Origin of the sequence: Martelella lutilitoris (assembly GCF_005924265.1) — a bacterium.
GTDB lineage: Bacteria > Pseudomonadota > Alphaproteobacteria > Rhizobiales > Rhizobiaceae > Martelella > Martelella lutilitoris.
Genome location: NZ_VCLB01000010.1, coordinates 113,597 through 132,992, shown reverse-complemented (window position 1 = coordinate 132,992; position 19,396 = coordinate 113,597). Strand labels below are relative to the sequence as shown.

At 62.2% G+C, this 19,396-nt stretch carries 17 protein-coding genes and 1 riboswitch; of the genes, 10 read left to right on the top strand and 7 right to left on the bottom strand.

What is annotated here, in order from left to right:
* The first annotated feature begins 3 nt into the window (after positions 1-3).
* Positions 4-864 (top strand): C40 family peptidase, encoded by an 861-nt coding sequence (locus FF124_RS18025; RefSeq protein WP_138749968.1) that lies wholly within the window; start codon positions 4-6, stop codon positions 862-864.
* A 61-nt stretch (positions 865-925) separates the two neighbouring features.
* Here the strand turns inward: FF124_RS18025 and adhE are convergent, their stop codons facing one another.
* The 3 genes from adhE to FF124_RS18010 form a co-directional block, all read right to left on the bottom strand.
* On the bottom strand, positions 926-3,592 hold the full coding sequence (gene adhE, locus FF124_RS18020; RefSeq protein WP_138749870.1) for a bifunctional acetaldehyde-CoA/alcohol dehydrogenase: 2,667 nt from the start codon (positions 3,590-3,592) through the stop codon (positions 926-928).
* Between the two features lie 366 nt (positions 3,593-3,958).
* On the bottom strand, positions 3,959-6,436 hold the full coding sequence (locus tag FF124_RS18015) for a heavy metal translocating P-type ATPase (RefSeq protein ID WP_138749869.1): 2,478 nt from the start codon (positions 6,434-6,436) through the stop codon (positions 3,959-3,961).
* Between the two features lie 39 nt (positions 6,437-6,475).
* On the bottom strand, positions 6,476-6,685 hold the full coding sequence (locus FF124_RS18010) for a heavy-metal-associated domain-containing protein (RefSeq protein WP_138749868.1): 210 nt from the start codon (positions 6,683-6,685) through the stop codon (positions 6,476-6,478).
* Positions 6,686-6,849: 164 nt separating this feature from the next.
* Between FF124_RS18010 and FF124_RS18005 the strand changes: the two genes are divergently transcribed.
* From FF124_RS18005 to FF124_RS17985, 5 genes are all read left to right on the top strand, one after another.
* Complete coding sequence (locus FF124_RS18005) at positions 6,850-7,482, top strand: LysE family translocator (RefSeq protein WP_138749867.1); 633 nt, start codon at positions 6,850-6,852, stop codon at positions 7,480-7,482.
* Positions 7,483-7,497: 15 nt separating this feature from the next.
* Positions 7,498-7,944, top strand: coding sequence for an NUDIX domain-containing protein (locus FF124_RS18000; protein ID WP_138749866.1), 447 nt, complete (start codon positions 7,498-7,500; stop codon positions 7,942-7,944).
* Positions 7,945-8,011: 67 nt separating this feature from the next.
* A riboswitch (SAM riboswitch) is annotated at positions 8,012-8,089 on the top strand.
* A gap of 67 nt (positions 8,090-8,156) precedes the next feature.
* The gene (locus tag FF124_RS17995) at positions 8,157-9,089 is read left to right on the top strand and encodes a homoserine O-succinyltransferase (protein WP_138749865.1); all 933 of its coding nucleotides are present in this window, start codon (positions 8,157-8,159) and stop codon (positions 9,087-9,089) included.
* Positions 9,090-9,156: 67 nt separating this feature from the next.
* Complete coding sequence (locus tag FF124_RS17990) at positions 9,157-10,179, top strand: aldose epimerase family protein (RefSeq protein ID WP_138749864.1); 1,023 nt, start codon at positions 9,157-9,159, stop codon at positions 10,177-10,179.
* Positions 10,180-10,206: 27 nt separating this feature from the next.
* Positions 10,207-11,004 (top strand): YdcF family protein, encoded by a 798-nt coding sequence (locus FF124_RS17985; RefSeq protein ID WP_138749863.1) that lies wholly within the window; start codon positions 10,207-10,209, stop codon positions 11,002-11,004.
* Between the two features lie 3 nt (positions 11,005-11,007).
* Here FF124_RS17985 and irrA read toward each other — a convergent pair whose 3' ends face one another.
* Entirely contained in the window at positions 11,008-11,424 is a 417-nt protein-coding gene (gene irrA / locus FF124_RS17980) for an iron response transcriptional regulator IrrA (protein ID WP_138749862.1), read from the bottom strand.
* Between the two features lie 304 nt (positions 11,425-11,728).
* Here irrA and fabA point away from each other — a divergent pair, with 304 nt between their 5' ends.
* The 4 genes from fabA (at position 11,729) to FF124_RS17960 (ending at position 15,881) form a co-directional block, all read left to right on the top strand.
* Complete coding sequence (gene fabA, locus FF124_RS17975; protein WP_138749861.1) at positions 11,729-12,238, top strand: 3-hydroxyacyl-[acyl-carrier-protein] dehydratase FabA; 510 nt, start codon at positions 11,729-11,731, stop codon at positions 12,236-12,238.
* Positions 12,239-12,295: 57 nt separating this feature from the next.
* Complete coding sequence (fabB, locus tag FF124_RS17970; protein WP_138749860.1) at positions 12,296-13,516, top strand: beta-ketoacyl-ACP synthase I; 1,221 nt, start codon at positions 12,296-12,298, stop codon at positions 13,514-13,516.
* 7 nt (positions 13,517-13,523) lie between these two features.
* The gene (gene fabI / locus FF124_RS17965; RefSeq protein ID WP_138749859.1) at positions 13,524-14,333 is read left to right on the top strand and encodes an enoyl-ACP reductase FabI; all 810 of its coding nucleotides are present in this window, start codon (positions 13,524-13,526) and stop codon (positions 14,331-14,333) included.
* A 477-nt stretch (positions 14,334-14,810) separates the two neighbouring features.
* Positions 14,811-15,881, top strand: coding sequence for a porin (locus FF124_RS17960; protein WP_138749858.1), 1,071 nt, complete (start codon positions 14,811-14,813; stop codon positions 15,879-15,881).
* Positions 15,882-15,978: 97 nt separating this feature from the next.
* Here the strand turns inward: FF124_RS17960 and FF124_RS17955 are convergent, their stop codons facing one another.
* From FF124_RS17955 to FF124_RS17945, 3 genes are read right to left on the bottom strand one after another with little or no spacing between them, the layout of a single operon-like run.
* A complete protein-coding gene (locus tag FF124_RS17955; protein WP_138749857.1) occupies positions 15,979-17,562 on the bottom strand; it encodes a 5-guanidino-2-oxopentanoate decarboxylase in 1,584 nt (527 codons plus the stop codon).
* Positions 17,559-18,755, bottom strand: a complete 1,197-nt coding sequence (locus FF124_RS17950; RefSeq protein WP_138749856.1) for a pyridoxal phosphate-dependent aminotransferase — start codon at positions 18,753-18,755, stop codon at positions 17,559-17,561. The genes FF124_RS17955 and FF124_RS17950 overlap by 4 nt, the downstream gene beginning before the upstream one ends.
* 5 nt (positions 18,756-18,760) lie before the next feature.
* Positions 18,761-19,396, bottom strand: coding sequence for a TetR/AcrR family transcriptional regulator (locus FF124_RS17945; RefSeq protein WP_138749855.1), 636 nt, complete (start codon positions 19,394-19,396; stop codon positions 18,761-18,763).

Below are 19,396 nucleotides of genomic sequence, written 5' to 3'. Positions count from 1 at the left end.
GTGATGGAACTCGATCGAAGGCTGCATGCCTTCCGGCCCGATCTCGCCGACGCCCGGCTTTCCGGCATCGTCCATGCTGATCGCTTCGCCGTACCGACGCCAGCCCAGATCATCGCTCCCGTCGCGCCCTTGCGGCCAAAGCCGTCGGAAGCCGCTTTCATCGACAGCCAGCTTCTTTTTGGCGAAACCGTCGACATCTTCGAACGCAGATCCGGCTGGGCCTGGGTGCAGTCGCGCTTCGACGGCTATGTCGGCTACCTGCCGGAGGCGATGGTGGCCGAAGGCGAGCGCCAGGCCTCCCATGTCATCTCGGTACCCCGGACCTTCCTTTATCCCGAGGCCGAACTCAAGGCCGGGCCGGTCTGCGCGCTCTCCATGGGCTGTCGGCTGACCTTTGTCGACGAGGCGGAGACGCGCGGCAGCCGCTATTATCTCTGCTCGGACGGCACGGCGGTTTTCGCCGATCACTGCTTTCCGCTCGGCCGCCCCTTTGAGCGCGATCCGGTCAAGACGGCGCTGCGCTTTCTGGAGACGCCCTATCTGTGGGGCGGACGATCGGGCTTCGGCCTCGACTGCTCGGCGCTGATACAGATGGCGATGATGATGGCAGGGATCGCCGTGCCGCGCGATTCCGACATGCAGGAGTTGATGGAGGGCGAGCCGGTGACGCGCCGGGCGCTGAAACGCGGCGACCTCGTCTTCTGGAAAGGCCATGTCGGCATCATGGAAGATGCCAAGGTCCTCATCCATGCCAATGGCGCAACCATGCGGGTTGCCCGCGAAAACCTCGACCACGCGATCACCCGCATCGCACCCGCCTATGGCAACCCGACCTCCTATCTGAGGCCGCAGCGCGCGGGATAGCACGAAACGTAAAACGCCGCCCGGAGGCGGCGTTTTCTTTCATGCTGTTCAATGCCTGCAACTACTTGCGGGCGCTGAGCGGCACGACCGAACCCTTGTCTTCGGCTGCTGCCGGCTCGTTGACGACGCCTTCTTCGTAGGCGCGGCCATAATAGGTGTCGAGCAGGACCTGGCGGATTTCCGAAATCAGTGGGTAGCGCGGGTTGGCGCCGGTGCACTGGTCATCGAAGGCCTTTTCGGCAACCTCGTCGAGATGGTCGAGGAAGTCGGCTTCGCCGACGCCGGCCGCCTGGATCGATTCGGGGATATCGCAGGCCTTGTTGAGGCTTTCGATCCACTTGACCAGGTTTTCGACCGACTGTTCGTCCGTCTTTCCGCCAAGTTCGAGATGGCGGGCGATTTCGGCATAGCGGCACAGCGCCTTCGGCCGGTCATACTGGCTGAAGGTGGCCTGCTTGGTCGGATTGTCGACCGCGTTGTAGCGAACCACATTGGCCAGAAGCAGGGCGTTCGACAGGCCGTGCGGCAGATGGAACTGCGCGCCGATCTTGTGCGCCATCGAGTGGCAAACACCGAGGAAGGCGTTGGCAAAGGCCATGCCGGCAATCGTTGCGGCGTTGTGAACCTGCTCGCGGGCCTTGGGATCGGCAGCGCCGTTCTTGTAGGCCGAAGGCAGATATTCCTTCAGAAGCTTCAGGGCCTGAAGCGCCTGACCGTCCGAATACTCGTTCGCCATGATCGAGACATAGGCTTCGAGCGCATGGGTCACCGCGTCGATCCCGCCATGGGCCGTCAGCGACTTCGGCATGTTCATGACGAGGTCGGCGTCGACAATGGCCATGGTCGGCGTCAGTTCGTAGTCGGCGATCGGGTACTTCACGCCGGTCTTCTCGTCGGTGACGACGGCAAACGGAGTGACTTCCGAGCCAGTACCCGAGGTGGTCGGTACGGCAACGAACTTGGCTTTGATGCCGAGCTTGGGGAAGTGATAGATGCGCTTGCGGATATCCATGAAGCGCAGCGCCAGATCGGCAAACTCGACTTCCGGATGCTCGTACATCACCCACATGATCTTGGCCGCATCCATCGGCGAACCGCCACCCTGCGCCAGGATGATATCCGGCTCGAACGAACGGGCCAGTTCCCAGCCCTTGCGGACAACGGCGAGCGTCGGGTCAGCCTGAACGTCGAAGAAGGTTTCGACCTCCATGCCGAGGCCCTTCAGCACGCGGACCGTGTCGTTGACATAACCGTTTTCGAACAGGAAACGGTCAGTCACGATCAGGCAACGCTTGTGGCCCTTCAGTTCTTCCAGAGCGAAGGGAAGCGAACCGCGACGGAAATAGATCGACGGGGGAAGCTTGTGCCACAGCATGTTTTCTGCCCTCTTGGCCACGGTCTTCTTATTGATGAGGTGCTGCGGCCCAACGTTTTCCGAGATCGAGTTGCCGCCCCACGAACCGCAACCAAGCGTCAGCGACGGCGCCAGACGGAAGTTGTAAAGGTCGCCGATACCGCCCTGCGAGGCCGGCGTGTTGATCAGGACGCGAGCCGTCTTCATCTTTTCGCCGAAGGCGGTGACGCGTTCGGGCTGCAGGTCCTGGTCGGTGTAGAGCACCGAGGTGTGGCCGATACCGCCAAGCGCCACCAGTTCCGACGCGATACGGCTGGCGTGATCGAAATTCTTCGCCTTGTACATGGCAAGCGTCGGCGACAGCTTTTCGTGGGCAAAGACTTCTTCCTCGCCCGTGCTCTCGACCTCGGCAATCAGAACCTTGGTGCGCGGCGGCACCTCGATGCCGGCCATGGCCGCGATCTTGACGGCCGACTGGCCGACGATCTCGGCATTCAGCGTACCCTTCTTGTTCATGATGATGTCGCGGACGGCGCCGGCCTCATTGCCCGACAGAACATAACCGCCATGGCTGATGAAGCGCTCGCGCACCTTGTCATAAACCTTGTCGACGGCAATCACCGACTGTTCCGAGGCGCAGATGACGCCGTTGTCGAAGGTCTTCGACATCAGGATCGAGGCAACGGCACGCTTGATATCGGCATATTCGTCGATCACGGCAGGCGTGTTGCCGGCGCCGACGCCGATCGCCGGCTTGCCCGACGAATAGGCGGCCTTCACCATGCCGGGACCGCCGGTGGCGAGGATCAGGTTGATATCCTCATGGTGCATCAGCGCGTTCGAAAGCTCGACCGAGGGTTCATCGATCCAGCCGATGATGTCCTTCGGCGCGCCGGCCTTGACGGCGGCTTCAAGCACCACGCGAGCAGCCTCGCAGGTCGAGCGCTTGGCGCGCGGATGCGGCGAGAAGATGACCCCGTTGCGGGTCTTCAGGCTGATCAGCGCCTTGAAGATGGCGGTCGAGGTCGGGTTGGTGGTGGGGACGATGGCGCAAATCAGGCCGACAGGCTCGGCAACCGTGAAGATGCCGTATTCCGGTTCCTCCGAGAGGATGCCGCAGGTCTTGTCGTCCTTGTATTTGTTGTAGATGTATTCCGAGGCGAAGTGGTTCTTGACCACCTTGTCTTCCATGACGCCCATTCCGGTCTCCTCATGCGCCATACGGGCAAGGGGAATACGGGCATCTGCCGCGGCAAGGGCGGCGGAACGGAAAATGAAGTCGACCTGCTCTTGCGTGTAGGTCGCAAACTTCTGCTGCGCTGCCTTCGTCCGGGCAACAAGCTGGTCAAGTTCGGTCGTGCTGATGGCCGGCATGGGACTACTCCTGCGCTATTCGCCGGAATGTCCGGCGGTTGCTGTGGTTGGCGGACGGGATGGGCCGGTCTTGGGGGCGGCCCGGCGGTCATGCGGGAAAGTTTCGCGCCACATTTCGTTACCGGTATGACACCCGGTCGGGGCTTAGAAAACTATCCGGAAGAAGACCGTCCAATCTCACCGGGGGCAGATTTAGGCCGCTTTAAATCGTTTTGTATTGATCGTGATCAAAGGGCCGGGGAATCTCGGAATTCCTTTGGCGCCAAATGCGAGCGGCTGAAAGGAAGAATAGGACGATCGGCGCGGAATGGAAAGCCGGTCGGCGCTTTTGATTTGCGTCGACCGGCGAGAGGTTTCCTTTTTTGATCAGACAAGCGGCCGGAACCGCTTCAGCCTGAGCGCATTCGAAAGCACGAAAACGCTCGAAAGCCCCATGGCGGCAGCCGCCAGCATGGGCGACAGAAGCGTGCCGTTGACAGGATAGAGAATGCCGGCGGCAACCGGGATGAGCACCGCATTATAGGCAAAGGCCCAGAACAGGTTCTGCGCGATATTGCGCATCACCGCGCGCGACAGCGCGATGGCGTTGACGACGCCCGACAGCGCACCCGACATCAGCACCACATCCGCCGTCTCGATGGCGATATCGGCGCCCGTGCCGATGGCGATGCCGGTATCAGCAGCCGCCAGCGCCGGGGCGTCGTTGATGCCGTCGCCGGCAAAGGCGATGGCGCCGTGCTGCTTTCTGAGCGCCTCAAGCGCTTCAACCTTGCCGTCCGGCAGGACATCGGCGACCACCATATCGATCCCGACCTCCGCTGCAATCGCCTCGGCGGTCTTGCGGTTGTCGCCGGAAATCATCGCGGTCTTGAGTCCCGCCGCATGAAGCGCCGTGACCGCCGCCTTCGCCGACGGCTTGACCGGATCGGAAACGCCGATGATGCCTGCAGGCCTGCCATCGACGGCGATGAACAGCAGCGAACGCGCCTTTGCGGAAAGCGCTTCGGCGGCTTCATCCAGCATCGCGGTATCCGCGCCGAGCGCCTCCATGAACCGTTGCGCACCAACGGCGACCGTCTTGCCATCGACATGTGCCGTCACGCCGAAGCCGGGGACGGCCTCGAAGACGTCCGCCTTGCTCACGGTGATCGTGTTCGCCGCCGCATATCCCGTCAGCGCCTCGGCAAGCGGGTGCTCCGAACCGGCCTCCACCGCGGCGGCAAGGGCGATCAGCCTCTCTTCGTCGAACCCCTCTGCGGCAATGATGTCGGTGACCTCGGGGCGGCCTTCGGTCAGCGTGCCGGTCTTGTCGAAGGCGACAATGGCGATATCGCGCAGCGTCTGCAGCGCCTCGCCATTCCTGAACAGCACGCCGGTTTCGGCCGCCCTGCCCGTGCCGACCATGATCGAGGTGGGCGTGGCGAGCCCCATGGCGCAGGGGCAGGCGATGATCAGCACAGCGACCGCATTGACCAGGGCGAAGGAGAAGGCAGGCGTCGGCCCGATGAAGAGCCAGGTCAGGAAGGTGATCGCGGCAGCCGTCAGCACGGCCGGCACGAACCATGCCGTCACCTTGTCGACCATGGCCTGCACGGGAAGCTTCGCCCCTTGCGCGGTCTCGACCATCTTGACGATGCGCGCCAGCACCGTATCCGCGCCGATCGCCGTGGCCCGGAAGGTGAAGGAACCGGTCTTGTTGATGGTGCCGCCGGTGACGGCGTCGCCCGCGCCTTTCTTCACCGGAAGCGGCTCGCCCGAAATCATCGCTTCATCCACATGCGAGGAGCCGGAAACCACCGTTCCATCGACGGCGATCTTCTCGCCGGGGCGCACGATCACCAGATCGCCGCGCCGGACCTCTTCGATCGGGATGTCGACCGCCGCACCATCGCGCTCGACGCGGGCGGTCTTCGGCTGCAGGCCCATCAGATGAGTAATGGCGGCAGACGTCCGCCCCTTGGCCTTGGCTTCGAGAAAACGGCCGAGCAGGATCAGCGTGATAATGACGGCGGAGCTTTCGAAATAGACCTGCGCGGCGCCCGCCGGGAAGACCTGCGGCAGGAAGGTCGCGACCGTGGAATAGGCCCAGGCCGCCGAGGACCCCAACATCACCAGCGCGTTCATGTCCGGCGAAAGCCGTTTGAAGGACGCGATGCCGTGGCTGTAGAACCGCCGTCCGGGGCCGAACTGCACGATCGTCGCCAGAACGAAATAGACGACATGCAGCGGAAACATCCCAACCGTCGCCATCACCTGACGGCCGAAAGCGGGGATGACGTGCGACCCCATTTCCAGCACGAAAAGCGGCAGGGTGAAGGCGAAGGCAGTGATCAAGTCACGCTTAAGCGCCGCCTGCTCCTTCGCCCGGCGGTCCTCATGGCTTTCGCTTTCGGCGCGTTGATCCTCCAAGCGGCGCGCCTCAAAACCGGCCTTTCCGATCGCGGATTCCAGCACCGCAAGGTCCACGGATGGCAGAACCGAAAGCGTTGCCCGTTCATTCGCCAGATTGACATGGGCCGAGACGACGCCGGGCACGCGGGACAGCGATCGCTCGACGCTTGCGACACAGGACGCGCAATGCATGCCGCCAACGCCGAGCTCGACGGTTGAAAGCGGTACGCCGTAACCGCCCTTCTCGATCGCCGCCACCACGGCGCCCGTCGCTTTCCGGTCGGAAAGCGTCACCTCGGCGGTTTCGGTCGCCAGATTGACGGCAACCGCCTCAACGCCTTCAACCTTGCCGACGATCCGCTCGACGCTGCGCACGCAGGATGCGCAGGTCATGCCCGTCACCGGCACCGAGAGGGTTTGCGACTTGCGGCTGGTAGAGATCGTCTGTTCCATGGATAACGCCTTCCGGAAATTGAATGCCTCTCGGCAGCCTCAGGCCACGACGTCGTAACCGGCGTCCTCGACAGCCTCGACCGCCTGATCGCGGGTAGCAGGCGCGGCAAGCTCAAACGAGGCGGCGTTGTCGTCCAGGCTGACCGCGACATCGGAAATCCCGTCAATGCTGCCAAGCGCCTTCGTCACCTTGTCGCTGCATTTGCTGCAGCCCATGCCTTCGATCTTCAGCGTCATTTTCTCGCCCATCGTCATGCTCCTTGTTGCATTGGCTTTGATGCTGACGGAGGAGATAGGGTTTCCAGTCACTGGAAGGTCAAGCGGTTTTCGCATTTTTGATCTACGGTCCCCTTGCCGAAGGCTGCAGAACCTGTCTTTGCTGATGAAAACGCGAGGCATCCAAGGACATAAACATGGATTTCCATCTCTGGCTCGCCTTCGTGGCGGCATCGACGGCACTGCTCCTCATTCCCGGCCCAACTGTTCTTCTCGTGCTGAGCTACGCGCTGAGCCAGGGGCGGCGCGTGGCGCTTGCCACCGTCGCCGGCGTCGCGCTCGGCGATCTCATCGCCATGAGCGCCTCGCTTGCCGGTCTCGGCGCGCTTGTGCTGACGTCGGCCAAACTGTTTGTCATCCTCAAATGGGTCGGCGCGGCCTATCTCGTCTATCTCGGTATCCGGCTTTTCAGAAGCGCCGAGTCCAGCGAAAACATCGCATCCACCACGCCGGCCCCGCTTGCCGCGCGCAAGATTTTCTTTCATTCCATGACCGTGACGGCGCTGAATCCGAAATCGATTGCCTTCTTCATCGCCTTCGTACCGCAGTTCATTGTGCCGCAAGCGCCGCTTGTCCCTCAGTTTTCAACGCTTGTTGTCACATTTGTCGGGCTGGCCGCCGTCAATGCACTGGCCTATGCCCTGTTGGCAGACCGGTTGCGGACAAAGCTAAGTTCGTCCACGGTCACCGCGTTCCTGCCCCGGCTGGGCGGCAGTGCGCTGATTGCGATGGGGCTTGCAACGGCCGCGCTGAAACGGACAACGTCCTGAAAACAGGGAAGCGTGATGATACCGGACGCGGAAAAAGTGCTCATCTATGCACGACGGGGCAGCAGGGTGCTCGTCTTCGATGAGCCGGACTTTCCGGAAGTTCCGCTTCAGGTTCCCGGCGGGACGCTGGAGCATGCGGAAATTCCGATTGAGGCGGCAAAACGGGAATTTCACGAGGAGACCGGACTTCACCTGAACGAAGGCTGGTCGGCACTTGGCAGCATTGACTACAGCTTCAGAAAAAACGGCGCGCTACTGTGCCACCGGCGCCATATATTCACTGTGCCCATACCGGAGGATGCGCCCGAAAACTGGTTCCACACAGAAGAACACGCCTCTGACGGCGGAGGGCCTATACGCTTCCGGCTGTTTTTCCTTGATTGGAAAGAAGCGGCCGGAAACATTGGACTTGGCATGGAAATGCCGCTTTCGTGGCCTGCCTTGACAGCATTTTTCACCTGAAGCGACAGCCCGGCAACGGATTGTCTTTCGCGCCAAGATTGACGTCCGGCAATTGCGGCGTTATCTAGCTTTTCCTCGTGGTGATTTGGCCGGCCGGCTTGCAGCCACGTAAAACAACTCGCTAAAGGGCCGAAGCGAGCGGAAAATTCCTGCCCATTCGGACCGGCTGCGCGTTGACGACGGTCGGTTTCTGTTCGGGATTGGAATGAGACATGCCTATCAAGATTCCTGATACGCTGCCCGCCTATGAAACGCTTCTTGCAGAGGGCGTGCGGGTCAAGACGGAAACGGTTGCCGAGCGGCAGGATATCCGCCCGCTGCAGTTTGCCCTTCTCAATCTCATGCCGAACAAGATCAAGACCGAGTTGCAGTTCGCCCGGCTTCTGGGCGCCTCGCCGCTGCAGATCGAGCTTTCGCTGGTGCGCGTCGGCGGCCATAAGGCAAAGAACACGCCGATCGACCATCTGCTCTCCTTCTACCAGACCTGGGACGAGGTGGCGGAGCGGAAGTTCGACGGCTTCATCATCACCGGCGCGCCGGTGGAGACGCTCGATTTCGAGGAAGTCACCTATTGGGACGAGTTGAAGGACATCCTCGACTGGACCACGACGAACTGTCACTCGACGATGAACATCTGCTGGGGTGCGATGGCGGCAGCCTATCATTTCCACGGCGTGGAGAAGCACCTTCTCAACAAGAAGGCTTTCGGGGTCTATCGCCATCGCAACCTGAAGCCGGCCTCCGTCTATCTCAACGGCTTTTCCGACGATTTCCAGATCCCGGTGTCGCGCTGGACCGAGGTGCGCCGCGAGGATCTGGAACGGGTGCCGGGCATGGAGCTGCTGATGGATTCCGACGAGGTCGGCCCCTGTCTGGCGCAGGAAAGCTTCGCCAACCGGCTCTATATGTTCAACCATATCGAATATGATTCCGGCTCGCTCGGCGACGAATACCGGCGCGATGTCGACGCCAATGTGCCCGTTGACCTGCCGTTCAACTATTTCCCGGCCGATGATCCCGGCCGCACGCCGCTCAACCGCTGGCGCTCGCATGCCCATCTTCTGTTCGGCAACTGGATCAACGAGGTCTACCAGACGACACCCTATCACCTGGAAGAAATCGGCGAAGAACGGACGGGCGCTTGAAGCGCCCGCCATTCCGGCGCAATATCCGGCCCGCAATGTAACATTCTAGATGCGAAGGATAACACTAATGGGTGCGCCACAACCGGAAGCCTTCGGCCAGACGAAGGACGGCAAGACCGTCAGCCGGGTCACGATCACAGGCGGCGGCCTGACCGCGAAGATCATCAACTGGGGGGCGGTCGTGCAGGATCTGCGCCTTGAGGGCCACGACCATGCTCTGGTCCTCGGCTTCGACAGTTTCGAACCCTATCCGGACCACTCCCCCTATTTCGGCGCGACGCCGGGCCGCTCCTCCAACCGCATCGCCAATGGCCGTTTTTCGATCGACGGCACGGAATACCAGGTCGACTGCAATGAAAACGGCGTCACCAATCTTCACGGCGGCAGCGACGGCATCGGCGTCAGCCTTTGGGAATTCGAAGAGATTGCCGAAGACCGGGTGACGCTGAAGATCGTCGACAAGGACGGGCGCGGCGGCTTTCCCGGCAATTGCGAGATCCGCGCGCATTTCCGGCTGAAGCCGCGCGGCGTGTTTTCGATCGTCTACGAGGCGACGACCGACAAGCCGACGGTCGCCAATATGTGCAATCATTCCTATTTCAACCTCGGCAACGGCACGGATACGCTGGAACACACGCTGATGATTGCCGCCGATCACTATCTGCCGACCGATGAGCGGCAGATCCCGACCGGCGAGATCAGGTCGGTGGCCGGCACGCCCTTCGACTTCCGCAAACCGCATCCCTTGAAGCGCGAGGACGAGAATGGCCGGCAGGTACTTTTCGACCACAATTTCTGTCTCTCGCCCGGAAGGACGGAAAAGCGCCCGGTCATCAGCGCCTATGCGCCGTCCTCGAAGGTGACCATGGATGTGCTGACGACGGAGCCGGGCGTGCAACTCTATACTGCCTTCAAGCTGGACGAGACGCCGGAAGGCCTCAACGGCTTTCCCTATGGCCCGTTCGCAGGCTTCTGCCTCGAAACCCAGGTCTGGCCGGACGCCATCAATCAGCAAGGCTTCCCCAACGCCATCCTCCGCCCCGGCGAGACCTTGCGTCAGGAGACCGAATACGTCTTCCGCAAGGGCTGACAGGCATAATCCCGGAAGGAAGGCGCGTTGTTCGTTCTCTCCAAGCTGTTCTGGCTCATAGTCCAGCCGCTGGCCTTCGCCTTCCTGTCAATGCTCGCCGCACTGGCGTGTCTCGCCTTTTCTAAAACCGGCGCGGCAGCCGTCTTTGCCATGCTCGCCGCGCTGACGCTCGGGGTAACGAGTTTTACCAATCTGGGCGCCGTGCTTCTGGCCGATCTCGAGGCCCGCTTTCGGCGGCCGGTTCTTGCCGAGCCGCCGGGCTGCGCCATCGTGCTCGGTGGCGGCATCAACACCGGCGCTTCCGCACGGCGCGGCACCTATGTCTTCACCCGGGCGGCTGATCGCTATATCGAGGCGCTTCGCCTGGCGCGGCTTTATCCGGAGATGGTCATTCTTGTCACCGGCGGCGACAATGCCTTGACGGGCGCGAAGAACGGCGAGGCCGAACCCGCCGCCCGCTTCTTTGCCGATCACGGCATCGCGCCGGAGCGCCTGCTCTATGAACCGGACGCCCGCAACACGGCGGAAAACGCCGCCAATACGGCGAAGATGCTGAAGGATCACGCGTTCAAAGGGCCGTGCCTGCTGGTGACATCCGCCTACCACATGCCGCGTTCCGCCGCATTGTTCGAGAAGGCCGGGGTCGATACCCTGCCGTGGCCGGCGGACTACCGAACGGATGGCCGACCGCGCCTTTCGGCAAGCCTCGACCGGCCCATGACCAATGCGGCGATGCTCACCACAGCGCTGCGCGAATGGGCGGGGCTTGTCACGGCGCGCCTGCGCGGCCACACGGCAAGACTTTCGCCCCGACAAGAGGACTGAAGATCAGGACTTTTTCTGGCGCAGGCGGACGACCACGTCGATATGGGAAATTTCCATGCCTTCGGGCGGCGTCGGCAGGCCGTTCAGCGAAATGCCGTCGGCGGGCATGTCGAGCACCTCGTTTTCGCCCTCGATAAAGAAATGGTGATGGTCCGAGGTGTTGGTGTCGAAATAGGTCTTGGCGCCCTCGACGGCGAGAACACGGATCATGCCGGCATTGGTGAACTGGTGAAGCGTGTTGTAGACGGTCGCGAGCGACACCGGAACGCCGGCATCCTGCGCCTCGCCGTGCAGCTCCTCGACGGTGACATGGCGGTCGCCCTTGGCAAACAGAAGATCGGCCAGCGCCACGCGCTGACGCGTCGGCCTCAGGCCGCTTGCACGAAGCTTTTCTTCCGAAATGCGATTTCCCGCTGTCATATCCACTTTCAGGGCGTCATCTAACAAAATACAAATATAGCACCGTATAACCACATTGAGAATCGCTTTCAATAGGACGAGGGCTTGCGAGGATTGAAATTAAACTGCAAATAGCCCTCACGAATGCGTTTCGCTCTGGTCGCGGAAGACGGCTTCCTGTATGGCCTCGGTGAACGGAATGACAATTGATTTTCGGGTTTTCCGGCCCAACTGACACAAGGGCGCATTGCTGCGAGCGACATACGCCCTTATCTTGGGCCGGATACCGGAAACCCCTCGCTGAACGAAGGGAAGCAGAGTTTTAATGAGCACAAGACCATCGCATTTCGATTACGAGGACATCATCAAGTGCGCCGAGGGCGAGCTTTTCGGCCCCGGCAATGCGCAGCTTCCGATGCCCCCCATGCTGATGTTCAACCGCATCACCGAGATATCGGAGGATGGCGGGGCCAATGGCAAGGGCCATGCCCGCGCTGAATTTGACATCACGCCCGACCTCTGGTTTTTCGATTGCCACTTCAAGGGCGACCCCGTCATGCCGGGCTGCCTGGGCCTTGATGCGCTCTGGCAGCTTACCGGATTTTATCTCGGCTGGCTCGGCGAGCCCGGAAAGGGCCGCGCCATCTCCACCGGCGAGGTGAAGTTTTCCGGCATGATCACGCCGAAGAACAAGCTCGTGGAATACGGCGTCGACTTCAAGCGCGTCATGCGCGGGCGCCTGGTTCTCGGCATCGCCGATGGCTGGGTAAAGGCCGACGGCGAGGAAATCTACAAGGCCTCCGATCTGAGAGTCGGCCTGTTCAAGGAACAGTAAGGCGCCGTTGCGCCGGCTTGCCCGGCGGGACGCGGAGGAGAAAGAGAAGGATCGAACATGAGACGTGTTGTCGTTACGGGATTGGGAATCGTGTCCTCGATCGGGAACGATGCCGCCGAAGTCACCGCTTCGCTGCGCGAGGCAAAATCAGGCATCTCTTTCTCGCCGGATTTCGCCGAGCATGGCTTCAAGTGCCAGGTCTGGGGCAAGCCGACGCTGGACCCGAGCGACCAGGTCGACCGCCGTGCCATGCGCTTCCTGTCGCAGGGCGGCGCGTGGAACCATGTGGCCATGAAGCAGGCCATTGCCGATTCGGGCCTCGAAGAGGGCGATATCACCAATGAGCGCACCGGCATCGTCATGGGCTCCGGCGGCCCCTCGACCCGCACGATCGTCGAGGCCGCGCTGACGACGGAAAAGAACGGTTCGCCGAAGCGGATCGGCCCCTTCGCCGTGCCCAAGGCAATGTCGTCAACGGCTTCCGCCACGCTTGCCACCTGGTTCAAGATCCACGGCGTCAACTATTCGATCTCGTCGGCCTGCTCGACCTCGGCGCACTGCATCGGCAATGCCGCGGAACTCATCCAGTGGGGCAAACAGGACGTCATGTTTGCCGGCGGCCACGAAGACCTCGACTGGACCATGTCGAACCTCTTCGACGCCATGGGCGCGATGACCAGCGATTTCAACGAGGATGCGCCGCGCGCCTCGCGCGCCTATGACGCGGCCCGCGACGGCTTCGTCATCGCCGGCGGCGCCGGCGTCGTCATTCTGGAAGAACTGGAACATGCCAAGGCCCGCGGCGCAAAGATCTATGGCGAGATCATTGGCTACGGCGCGACCTCCGACGGCTACGACATGGTCGCCCCGTCCGGCGAGGGCGCGGTGCGCTGCATGCGCCAGGCGCTTGCCGATATCGAAGGCGACATTGACTACATCAACACCCACGGCACCTCGACGCCCGTCGGCGACAGCCGCGAGATCGGCGCGATCCGGGAAGTGTTCGGCGACAAGATCCCGCACATCCAGTCGACCAAGTCGCTCACCGGCCATTCGCTGGGGGCTGCCGGCGTACAGGAATCGATCTATTCGCTGTTGATGATGCAGGAGGGCTTTATCGGCGAGAGCGCCCATATCGACCTCCTCGATCCCGAATTCGAGGGCGTGCCGATCGTGCGTGAGCGCATTGACAACGCCAAGATCGACACCGTTCTTTCAAACTCGTTCGGCTTCGGCGGCACGAACGCCACGCTGGTCTTCCGGCGTTACAATGGATAATGTGCAGATGACCGGACTTATGCAGGGCAAACGCGGCCTGATCATGGGCGTTGCCAACAATCACTCGATTGCCTGGGGCATCGCCAAGGCGGTTCATGCCGAAGGCGCGGAACTGGCTTTCACCTATCAGGGCGAAGCGCTCGGACGGCGGGTTCATCCGCTGGCGGCCGAAGTCGGCTCTGATTTCGTCGTTCCCTGTGATGTCGAGGATATCGGAAGTGTAGACGCTGTTTTCGACGCGATCAGGGAGCGCTGGGGCAAGCTCGACTTCATCGTGCACGCCGTCGGCTTTTCCGACAAGAGCGAGCTGAAGGGGCTCTATGCGAACACCACGCGGGAAAATTTCGTCCGCACCATGGTGATTTCGTGCTTCTCCTTTACCGAAGTGGCCAAGCGCGCGGCAGAGCTGATGCCTGACGGCGGCTCGATGCTGACGCTCACCTATGGCGGCTCCACGGCCGTGGTGCCGAACTACAATGTCATGGGCGTGGCCAAGGCCGGACTTGAGGCCTCGATGCGTTATCTCGCGGGCGACTACGGCCCACGCGGCATTCGCGTCAACGCCATCTCCGCCGGTCCCGTGCGCACGCTTGCCGGCTCTGGCGTCGGCGATGCGCGCCTCGTCTATGCCTGGCAGCAGCGCAACGCACCGCTTCGCCGATCCACGACGATCGAGGATGTCGGCGGCTCGGCGCTTTACCTTCTGTCCGACCTCGCCTCCGGCGTCACCGGCGAAATTCATTTCGTCGACAACGGCTACAATATTCTCTCCATGCCGATCCCGGAAATGATGCGCAGGGGCGACCCGGAAACCTGACGGTTTTCCCTCAAACGGGATTATGCAACTATTGGTAGATAAAGGCGCAGCCGGGTATTCGGCTGCGCCTTTTGTTTTTGGCGTTTGCGACGGCGATCCGACAAAAACAGGGCCAGCGGAACCATGACATCGCCGACGCCGGATTTCGCTCCCGCGAAGACACAGAATCGCAAAAAATAAATTAATCAAACGATTGATTCTATTACGCTATACCGTTCGCCTTTCGCCAAAAAGGATGGCGAAGCGCGCTCAGGATCCATCAGTTGACTGCGTTTTTCTCGTTGTTTCTCATGGGATTATCGTTGCAGAACGGCAACACAGCATTCTTAATCATTCGATTGATTTAGCATTCCACCGAAGGTTTATTGTTCGAAACGGCCTCTGCGGGTTTGATGCGGATGGATGCAACGCAACGAACTGCTTCCAGCCCAGGGCAAGACCTTCTGCCCCCGTTTAATTCAACGAGGAGTTATCTTCATGAACCTCAAAAGCCTCTTTCTTGGCTCTGCTGCTGCGCTTGCAGCCACAACCGGCGCGCAAGCTGCCGACCCGGTCGTCGTCATCGAACCGGTCCAGAACAACTATGTCGAAGTTTGTGACGCTTTCGGGGCCGGCTACTTCTACATTCCCGGTACCGAGACCTGCCTGAACGTCGGCGGTTACATCCGTTTCCAGGTTGACGCCTCGAACGGCGGCAATGTTCCCGACGCATGGAACGTCTTCACCCGCGGTCAGCTTGAAATCTCTTCCAAGACCGATTCCGAGCTCGGCACGGTCAACGGCATGATCGCGCTCCGCAGCGAAGCCTATTCCAACAACGGCTCGACGACGACCTATATCGACGAAGCCTATCTCGGCCTCGGCGGCTTCCAGGCCGGTCGTTTCCTGAGCTATTGGGATGAGGGGCTTATCGGCGAAATCGATGACCTCGCCGGCAACACCCGCTTCAACTCCATGCGCTACGTCTTCGCCGGCGACGGCTTCGTGGCAGGCCTCTCGCTCGACGCGCTCGAAGCAGACATGGTTGGCAGCCCCAATGACGACATGCCGAAGCTCGGCGTTTCCGGTCGTATCGGCTTCCAGGCCGGTGGCGTTGGCGCCAAGTTCGACGTCGGCTACGACACGTACAACGAAGAAGCTTCGCTGCGTCTGATGACCTCGTTCGCAATCGGCCCGGGCCAGTTGGACCTCGGCGCGAACTATTCCAGCGGCTGGAACGCATACGCCAACACCTTCGACGATGAGTTCTACGACTACTCGCTGGCAACCCCGACGGCTCTGCCGGGCGTTTATGCCGAGTGGGCGCTGGCCGCCGGCTACCAGCTCGACGTCACCAACAAGTTCTCGATCACGCCGGCCTACCAGTGGACCTCCGCAAAGGTTCCGGGCGCCGACAACGAGGACTTCTGGTCCGCAGGCGTTCTGTTCGACTACACGATCGTTGACGGCCTGAGCGCCAAGCTCAATGTCGGCTACACCGACCTGCCCGATACCTACTCGGACGACGACTACTGGGCTGGCTGGTTCCGCCTGCAGCGCGACTTCTAATCCAAGTTACCCGAGAAGAGGCCCCGAAACGGGCCTCTTTTTCTTCGCCCGGAATGCTGCTCATCGCCGGATCCCGGGCTTTTTGTGCCTGATGGCTTCAGTCGGCGCGGAACTCGACCAGATGGGGTCCGCCGCGCTCTGCCGCCTCCGCGATCGCCGCAACGAGCGCATCTTCGTCCGCCGTTGTTGAAAAGCCGAGCCCATAGGCCGCGGCGATCTTGTCCATGTCGGGCGGCGAGGGCTTCACGCCCTCCGGCACGATGCCGGCGTCTTCCATATAGGTCTCGATCTCGCGGTAGCCGCGATTGTTCCAGACGAGGAAGACAATGCCGGCATTTTCGTCTTTCGCCGCGCCCAGCTCGGAAAGCGAAAACTGCAGGCCTCCATCGCCGACAATCGCGATGACGGGCCGGTCCGGCTCCCCGATCGCCGCGCCGATAGCGCCCGGAGGAACATAGCCGAGGGCGCCATATCCGGTCGCGGAATTGAACCAGCGTTGTGGCGCGGCGGCGTCGAAATAGAGATTGGCCGCGTAGACGAGTTGGGTGGAATCGCCGATGAAGCGCGCGCCGGGAACGGCGTCGCGCAGGCGGTGCAGAAGGGTGACTTCGCCCCTGATCTTGTCCGTAAGCAGACCCCAGGCCGCGTTCCGCGTCTCATCGGCTCGTTCCGCGCCCTTTCCCTGTCGCCCCACGACGCGCGCAAGAAGCGCCTCAAGCATTGCGGCGCTGTCGCCGACGATCGCCGCAGCGGTTTGCGGACCTGCCGCGATGCGCTCCAGATCCACGTCAATACGGATGAGTTGCTTCAGCGCCGGGAAACCGCCATCGACATAGACGTCATAGTCGGTCTGGCCAAGTTCCGTCCCCACCGCGATCACGAGATCGCTTGCGGCAATCAGCGCGCGCACCGGCTCAAGGCTGGCGCTGGCCGGCACCTGCAGCGCATGTCCCGCCATCAGCCCGCGGGCATTGGCCGTCAGCACGACAGGCGCATCGACTTGCTCGGCGAAGGCCGTCAGTGCCGCATCCGCCCTGCAGCAGCCGCCGCCTGCCAGAATGACAGGGGCCTTCGCGCCATTGATCAAAGCCGCAGCCTCCTCCAGCCTCGTCTCGTCAGCGCCCGCAGCAGCGTCATCAAAGACCACTGTCTCAGGCGGCGCAATCGTCTCGACCATCACATCTGTCGGGATCTCCAGATGCACAGGCCCAGGCCTGCCGGATGTCGTCAGCGCGAGGCAACGGGCGAGCTCACCGGCAAGGTCCGCCCCGTTCATCAGCGTGACGGAGGTCTTGGCGAAGCTCTTCATCAGTGCCTGCTGGTTCGGCAACTCGTGCAGGCACCCCTCCCCCTTGCCGAGCGTCTTGCGGGCGTTGACGCCGGAGATCACCAGCATCGGCACGCTGTCGGCGCGCGCCTGCGCCATGGCCGTGATCGTGTTGGTGAGGCCCGGACCGGTAATCACGAAGGCGACGCCCGGCTTGCCGGTGACGCGGGCATAGCCATCGGCCATAAAGCCCGCCCCCTGCTCGTGGCGCGGCGTGACGTGACGGATCCTCGAGGCGGCAAGACCGCGATAGAGCTCGGCCGTATGCACGCCGGGAATACCGAAGACCACCTCGACGCCATGTGCTTCCAGGAGGCGCACAAGCGCCTCGCCGACCGTAATGATCTCGCTCATGCGCGCGCCGCCTTCTTCCCGACCGTAAGGCCCGCGGCAAAACGGCTGATGCGATGCGCCGCCTCGGCGATATCCTCATCCGGCACCGTCAGGCTGATACGAATGAAGCCGTCGGCCTCGGCCCCGAAAGATGAGCCGGGCATGACCGCCAGATGCTCGGCATCCAGAAGCCTCAATGCAAAGGCCTCACCCGAAAGCCCAGTAGCCGAGACATCGACAAAGGCGAACATGCCGGCTTCGGGCATGGTGCAGATGATGCCGGGCGCGGCTGCAAGCGCGTCCACCAGAAGGGCGGCCCGCCTTTTCAGAGAAGCGCGCAGGGCGGCGGAAACGCCGCTCGGCCTTTCAATGGCTGCCGCCGTCGCATCGGCAATGAAGGGCTGGTTGCCGAACAGCATGGTTTCCGCCACCGGCAGAAGTCGCGCGCAGAACGCCGCCGGACCGATTGCCCAGCCGCTGCGGAAGCCCGGCGCCGCATGGGATTTGGAGATCGAGGAGACGGCGATGGTGCGCCCAGCCAGATCGGCGTTGTCGAGCGGCGAGGCAAAACCGCCACCGAAGATCAGTTCCTCGTAGACTTCGTCGGCAATGATCCAGAGATCGTGCCGGCGGCAGACATCGCCGATTTCGGCAAGCTCGTCGGCCGTCAGCACCGCGCCCGTCGGGTTATGCGGCGTGTTGAGCAGGAGGACGCGCGCATTCTCCGTGATCGCCTGTTCGAGAATATCGGCACGCATGTGAAAGCCGTCCTCCGGCTTCAGCGGCACCGGCACCATGTCGGCGCCTGTGGAGCGGATCACGCCTTCATAGGTGGCATAGAGCGGATCTCCGACGAGCACGGCATCGCCTTCTTCGACAAGCGTCAGCATCACAGCGAAAAGCGCGGTCTGGGTGCCCGGAAAGCAGACGATATTCTCCGCTCCGATCGCCCGCCCCGTGCGCGCGCTGTAGCGTCTGGAGAGCGCCTTCAGAAGCGGCGGCTCGCCGCGCCCGTTGGAATAGCCGATCCGGCCTGCAGACAGAGCCTTGGCCACGGTTTCGGCGAGCACCGGGTCCGGATCGACATCGGGCTCGCCGATCGTCAGTTCCAGGATCGGCGTTCCGGCTTCCTTCATCGCGCGCGCCTTCAGGTGCACGGCCCATTTATCGGAGCCGAGTCCGCCGAGGCGGTTGGAAATCCTGGCGTAATGCATGTCTGTCATCCTTCAAAGTCGTCAAGCCGAAGGCCGGTGATCGATCCCACCGAATGCAGCCCCGCTTTCAGCAATTCCCTGTCTTCGAAAATGTCGCCGGCAAGCGATCCCTCAAGCCAGAGCCCGTCGAGAACGGCGTTGATCTCGATCGCCAGCCGCCGGATTTCTACGCCATCGACGTTCCGGCCCACTTCATGAAAGGCGCCGGTCAGAAGGCGTTCGATCAGCGCCCGGTATTCGAGATAGCTTTCCCGGTGGATCGCCCCCATGGCCGGATCAATCCGGGCCATGGCGATGAAGGCCGCCCAAAGCGAAAGCCGCCTTGCGTCGATCATCGGCGGCATCAGGCAGGCGGCGACGAAGCCCGCCAGCTTGTCCCGCGCGCTCTTGCCGTCCGCCATGCCGGCTTCGGCCGAGATCTCGGTCATCGCCGCCATGGTCTGGCGATAGGCTGCGTGAAGCAGCTGTTCCTTGGTCTCGAAATAATGGCGGATCAGCCCGCCGGAGACGCCCGCCCGCTCCGCCACTTCCCTGACCGTTGCGTTCTGGATGCCGCCCTCGGCGATACAGTCCAGCATCGCCTCGATCAGGTCGGCACGCCGTTCTGCGTCAGAGGCACGGCGGAAGGGCTTTCGGCTCAT

What these genes read in the sequence shown, in the direction of transcription:
- FF124_RS18025 (WP_138749968.1), top strand. Translation starts at nt 4, where the DNA reads ATGGAACTCGATCGAAGGCTGCATGCCTTCCGGCCCGATCTCGCCGAC.
- adhE (WP_138749870.1), bottom strand. Translation starts at nt 3,592, where the DNA reads ATGCCGGCCATCAGCACGACCGAACTTGACCAGCTTGTTGCCCGGACG.
- FF124_RS18015 (WP_138749869.1), bottom strand. Translation starts at nt 6,436, where the DNA reads ATGGAACAGACGATCTCTACCAGCCGCAAGTCGCAAACCCTCTCGGTG.
- FF124_RS18010 (WP_138749868.1), bottom strand. Translation starts at nt 6,685, where the DNA reads ATGGGCGAGAAAATGACGCTGAAGATCGAAGGCATGGGCTGCAGCAAA.
- FF124_RS18005 (WP_138749867.1), top strand. Translation starts at nt 6,850, where the DNA reads ATGGATTTCCATCTCTGGCTCGCCTTCGTGGCGGCATCGACGGCACTG.
- FF124_RS18000 (WP_138749866.1), top strand. Translation starts at nt 7,498, where the DNA reads ATGATACCGGACGCGGAAAAAGTGCTCATCTATGCACGACGGGGCAGC.
- FF124_RS17995 (WP_138749865.1), top strand. Translation starts at nt 8,157, where the DNA reads ATGCCTATCAAGATTCCTGATACGCTGCCCGCCTATGAAACGCTTCTT.
- FF124_RS17990 (WP_138749864.1), top strand. Translation starts at nt 9,157, where the DNA reads ATGGGTGCGCCACAACCGGAAGCCTTCGGCCAGACGAAGGACGGCAAG.
- irrA (WP_138749862.1), bottom strand. Translation starts at nt 11,424, where the DNA reads ATGACAGCGGGAAATCGCATTTCGGAAGAAAAGCTTCGTGCAAGCGGC.
- fabA (WP_138749861.1), top strand. Translation starts at nt 11,729, where the DNA reads ATGAGCACAAGACCATCGCATTTCGATTACGAGGACATCATCAAGTGC.
- fabB (WP_138749860.1), top strand. Translation starts at nt 12,296, where the DNA reads ATGAGACGTGTTGTCGTTACGGGATTGGGAATCGTGTCCTCGATCGGG.
- fabI (WP_138749859.1), top strand. Translation starts at nt 13,524, where the DNA reads ATGACCGGACTTATGCAGGGCAAACGCGGCCTGATCATGGGCGTTGCC.
- FF124_RS17960 (WP_138749858.1), top strand. Translation starts at nt 14,811, where the DNA reads ATGAACCTCAAAAGCCTCTTTCTTGGCTCTGCTGCTGCGCTTGCAGCC.
- FF124_RS17955 (WP_138749857.1), bottom strand. Translation starts at nt 17,562, where the DNA reads ATGAGCGAGATCATTACGGTCGGCGAGGCGCTTGTGCGCCTCCTGGAA.
- FF124_RS17950 (WP_138749856.1), bottom strand. Translation starts at nt 18,755, where the DNA reads ATGCATTACGCCAGGATTTCCAACCGCCTCGGCGGACTCGGCTCCGAT.
- FF124_RS17945 (WP_138749855.1), bottom strand. Translation starts at nt 19,396, where the DNA reads ATGAGCCGAAAGCCCTTCCGCCGTGCCTCTGACGCAGAACGGCGTGCC.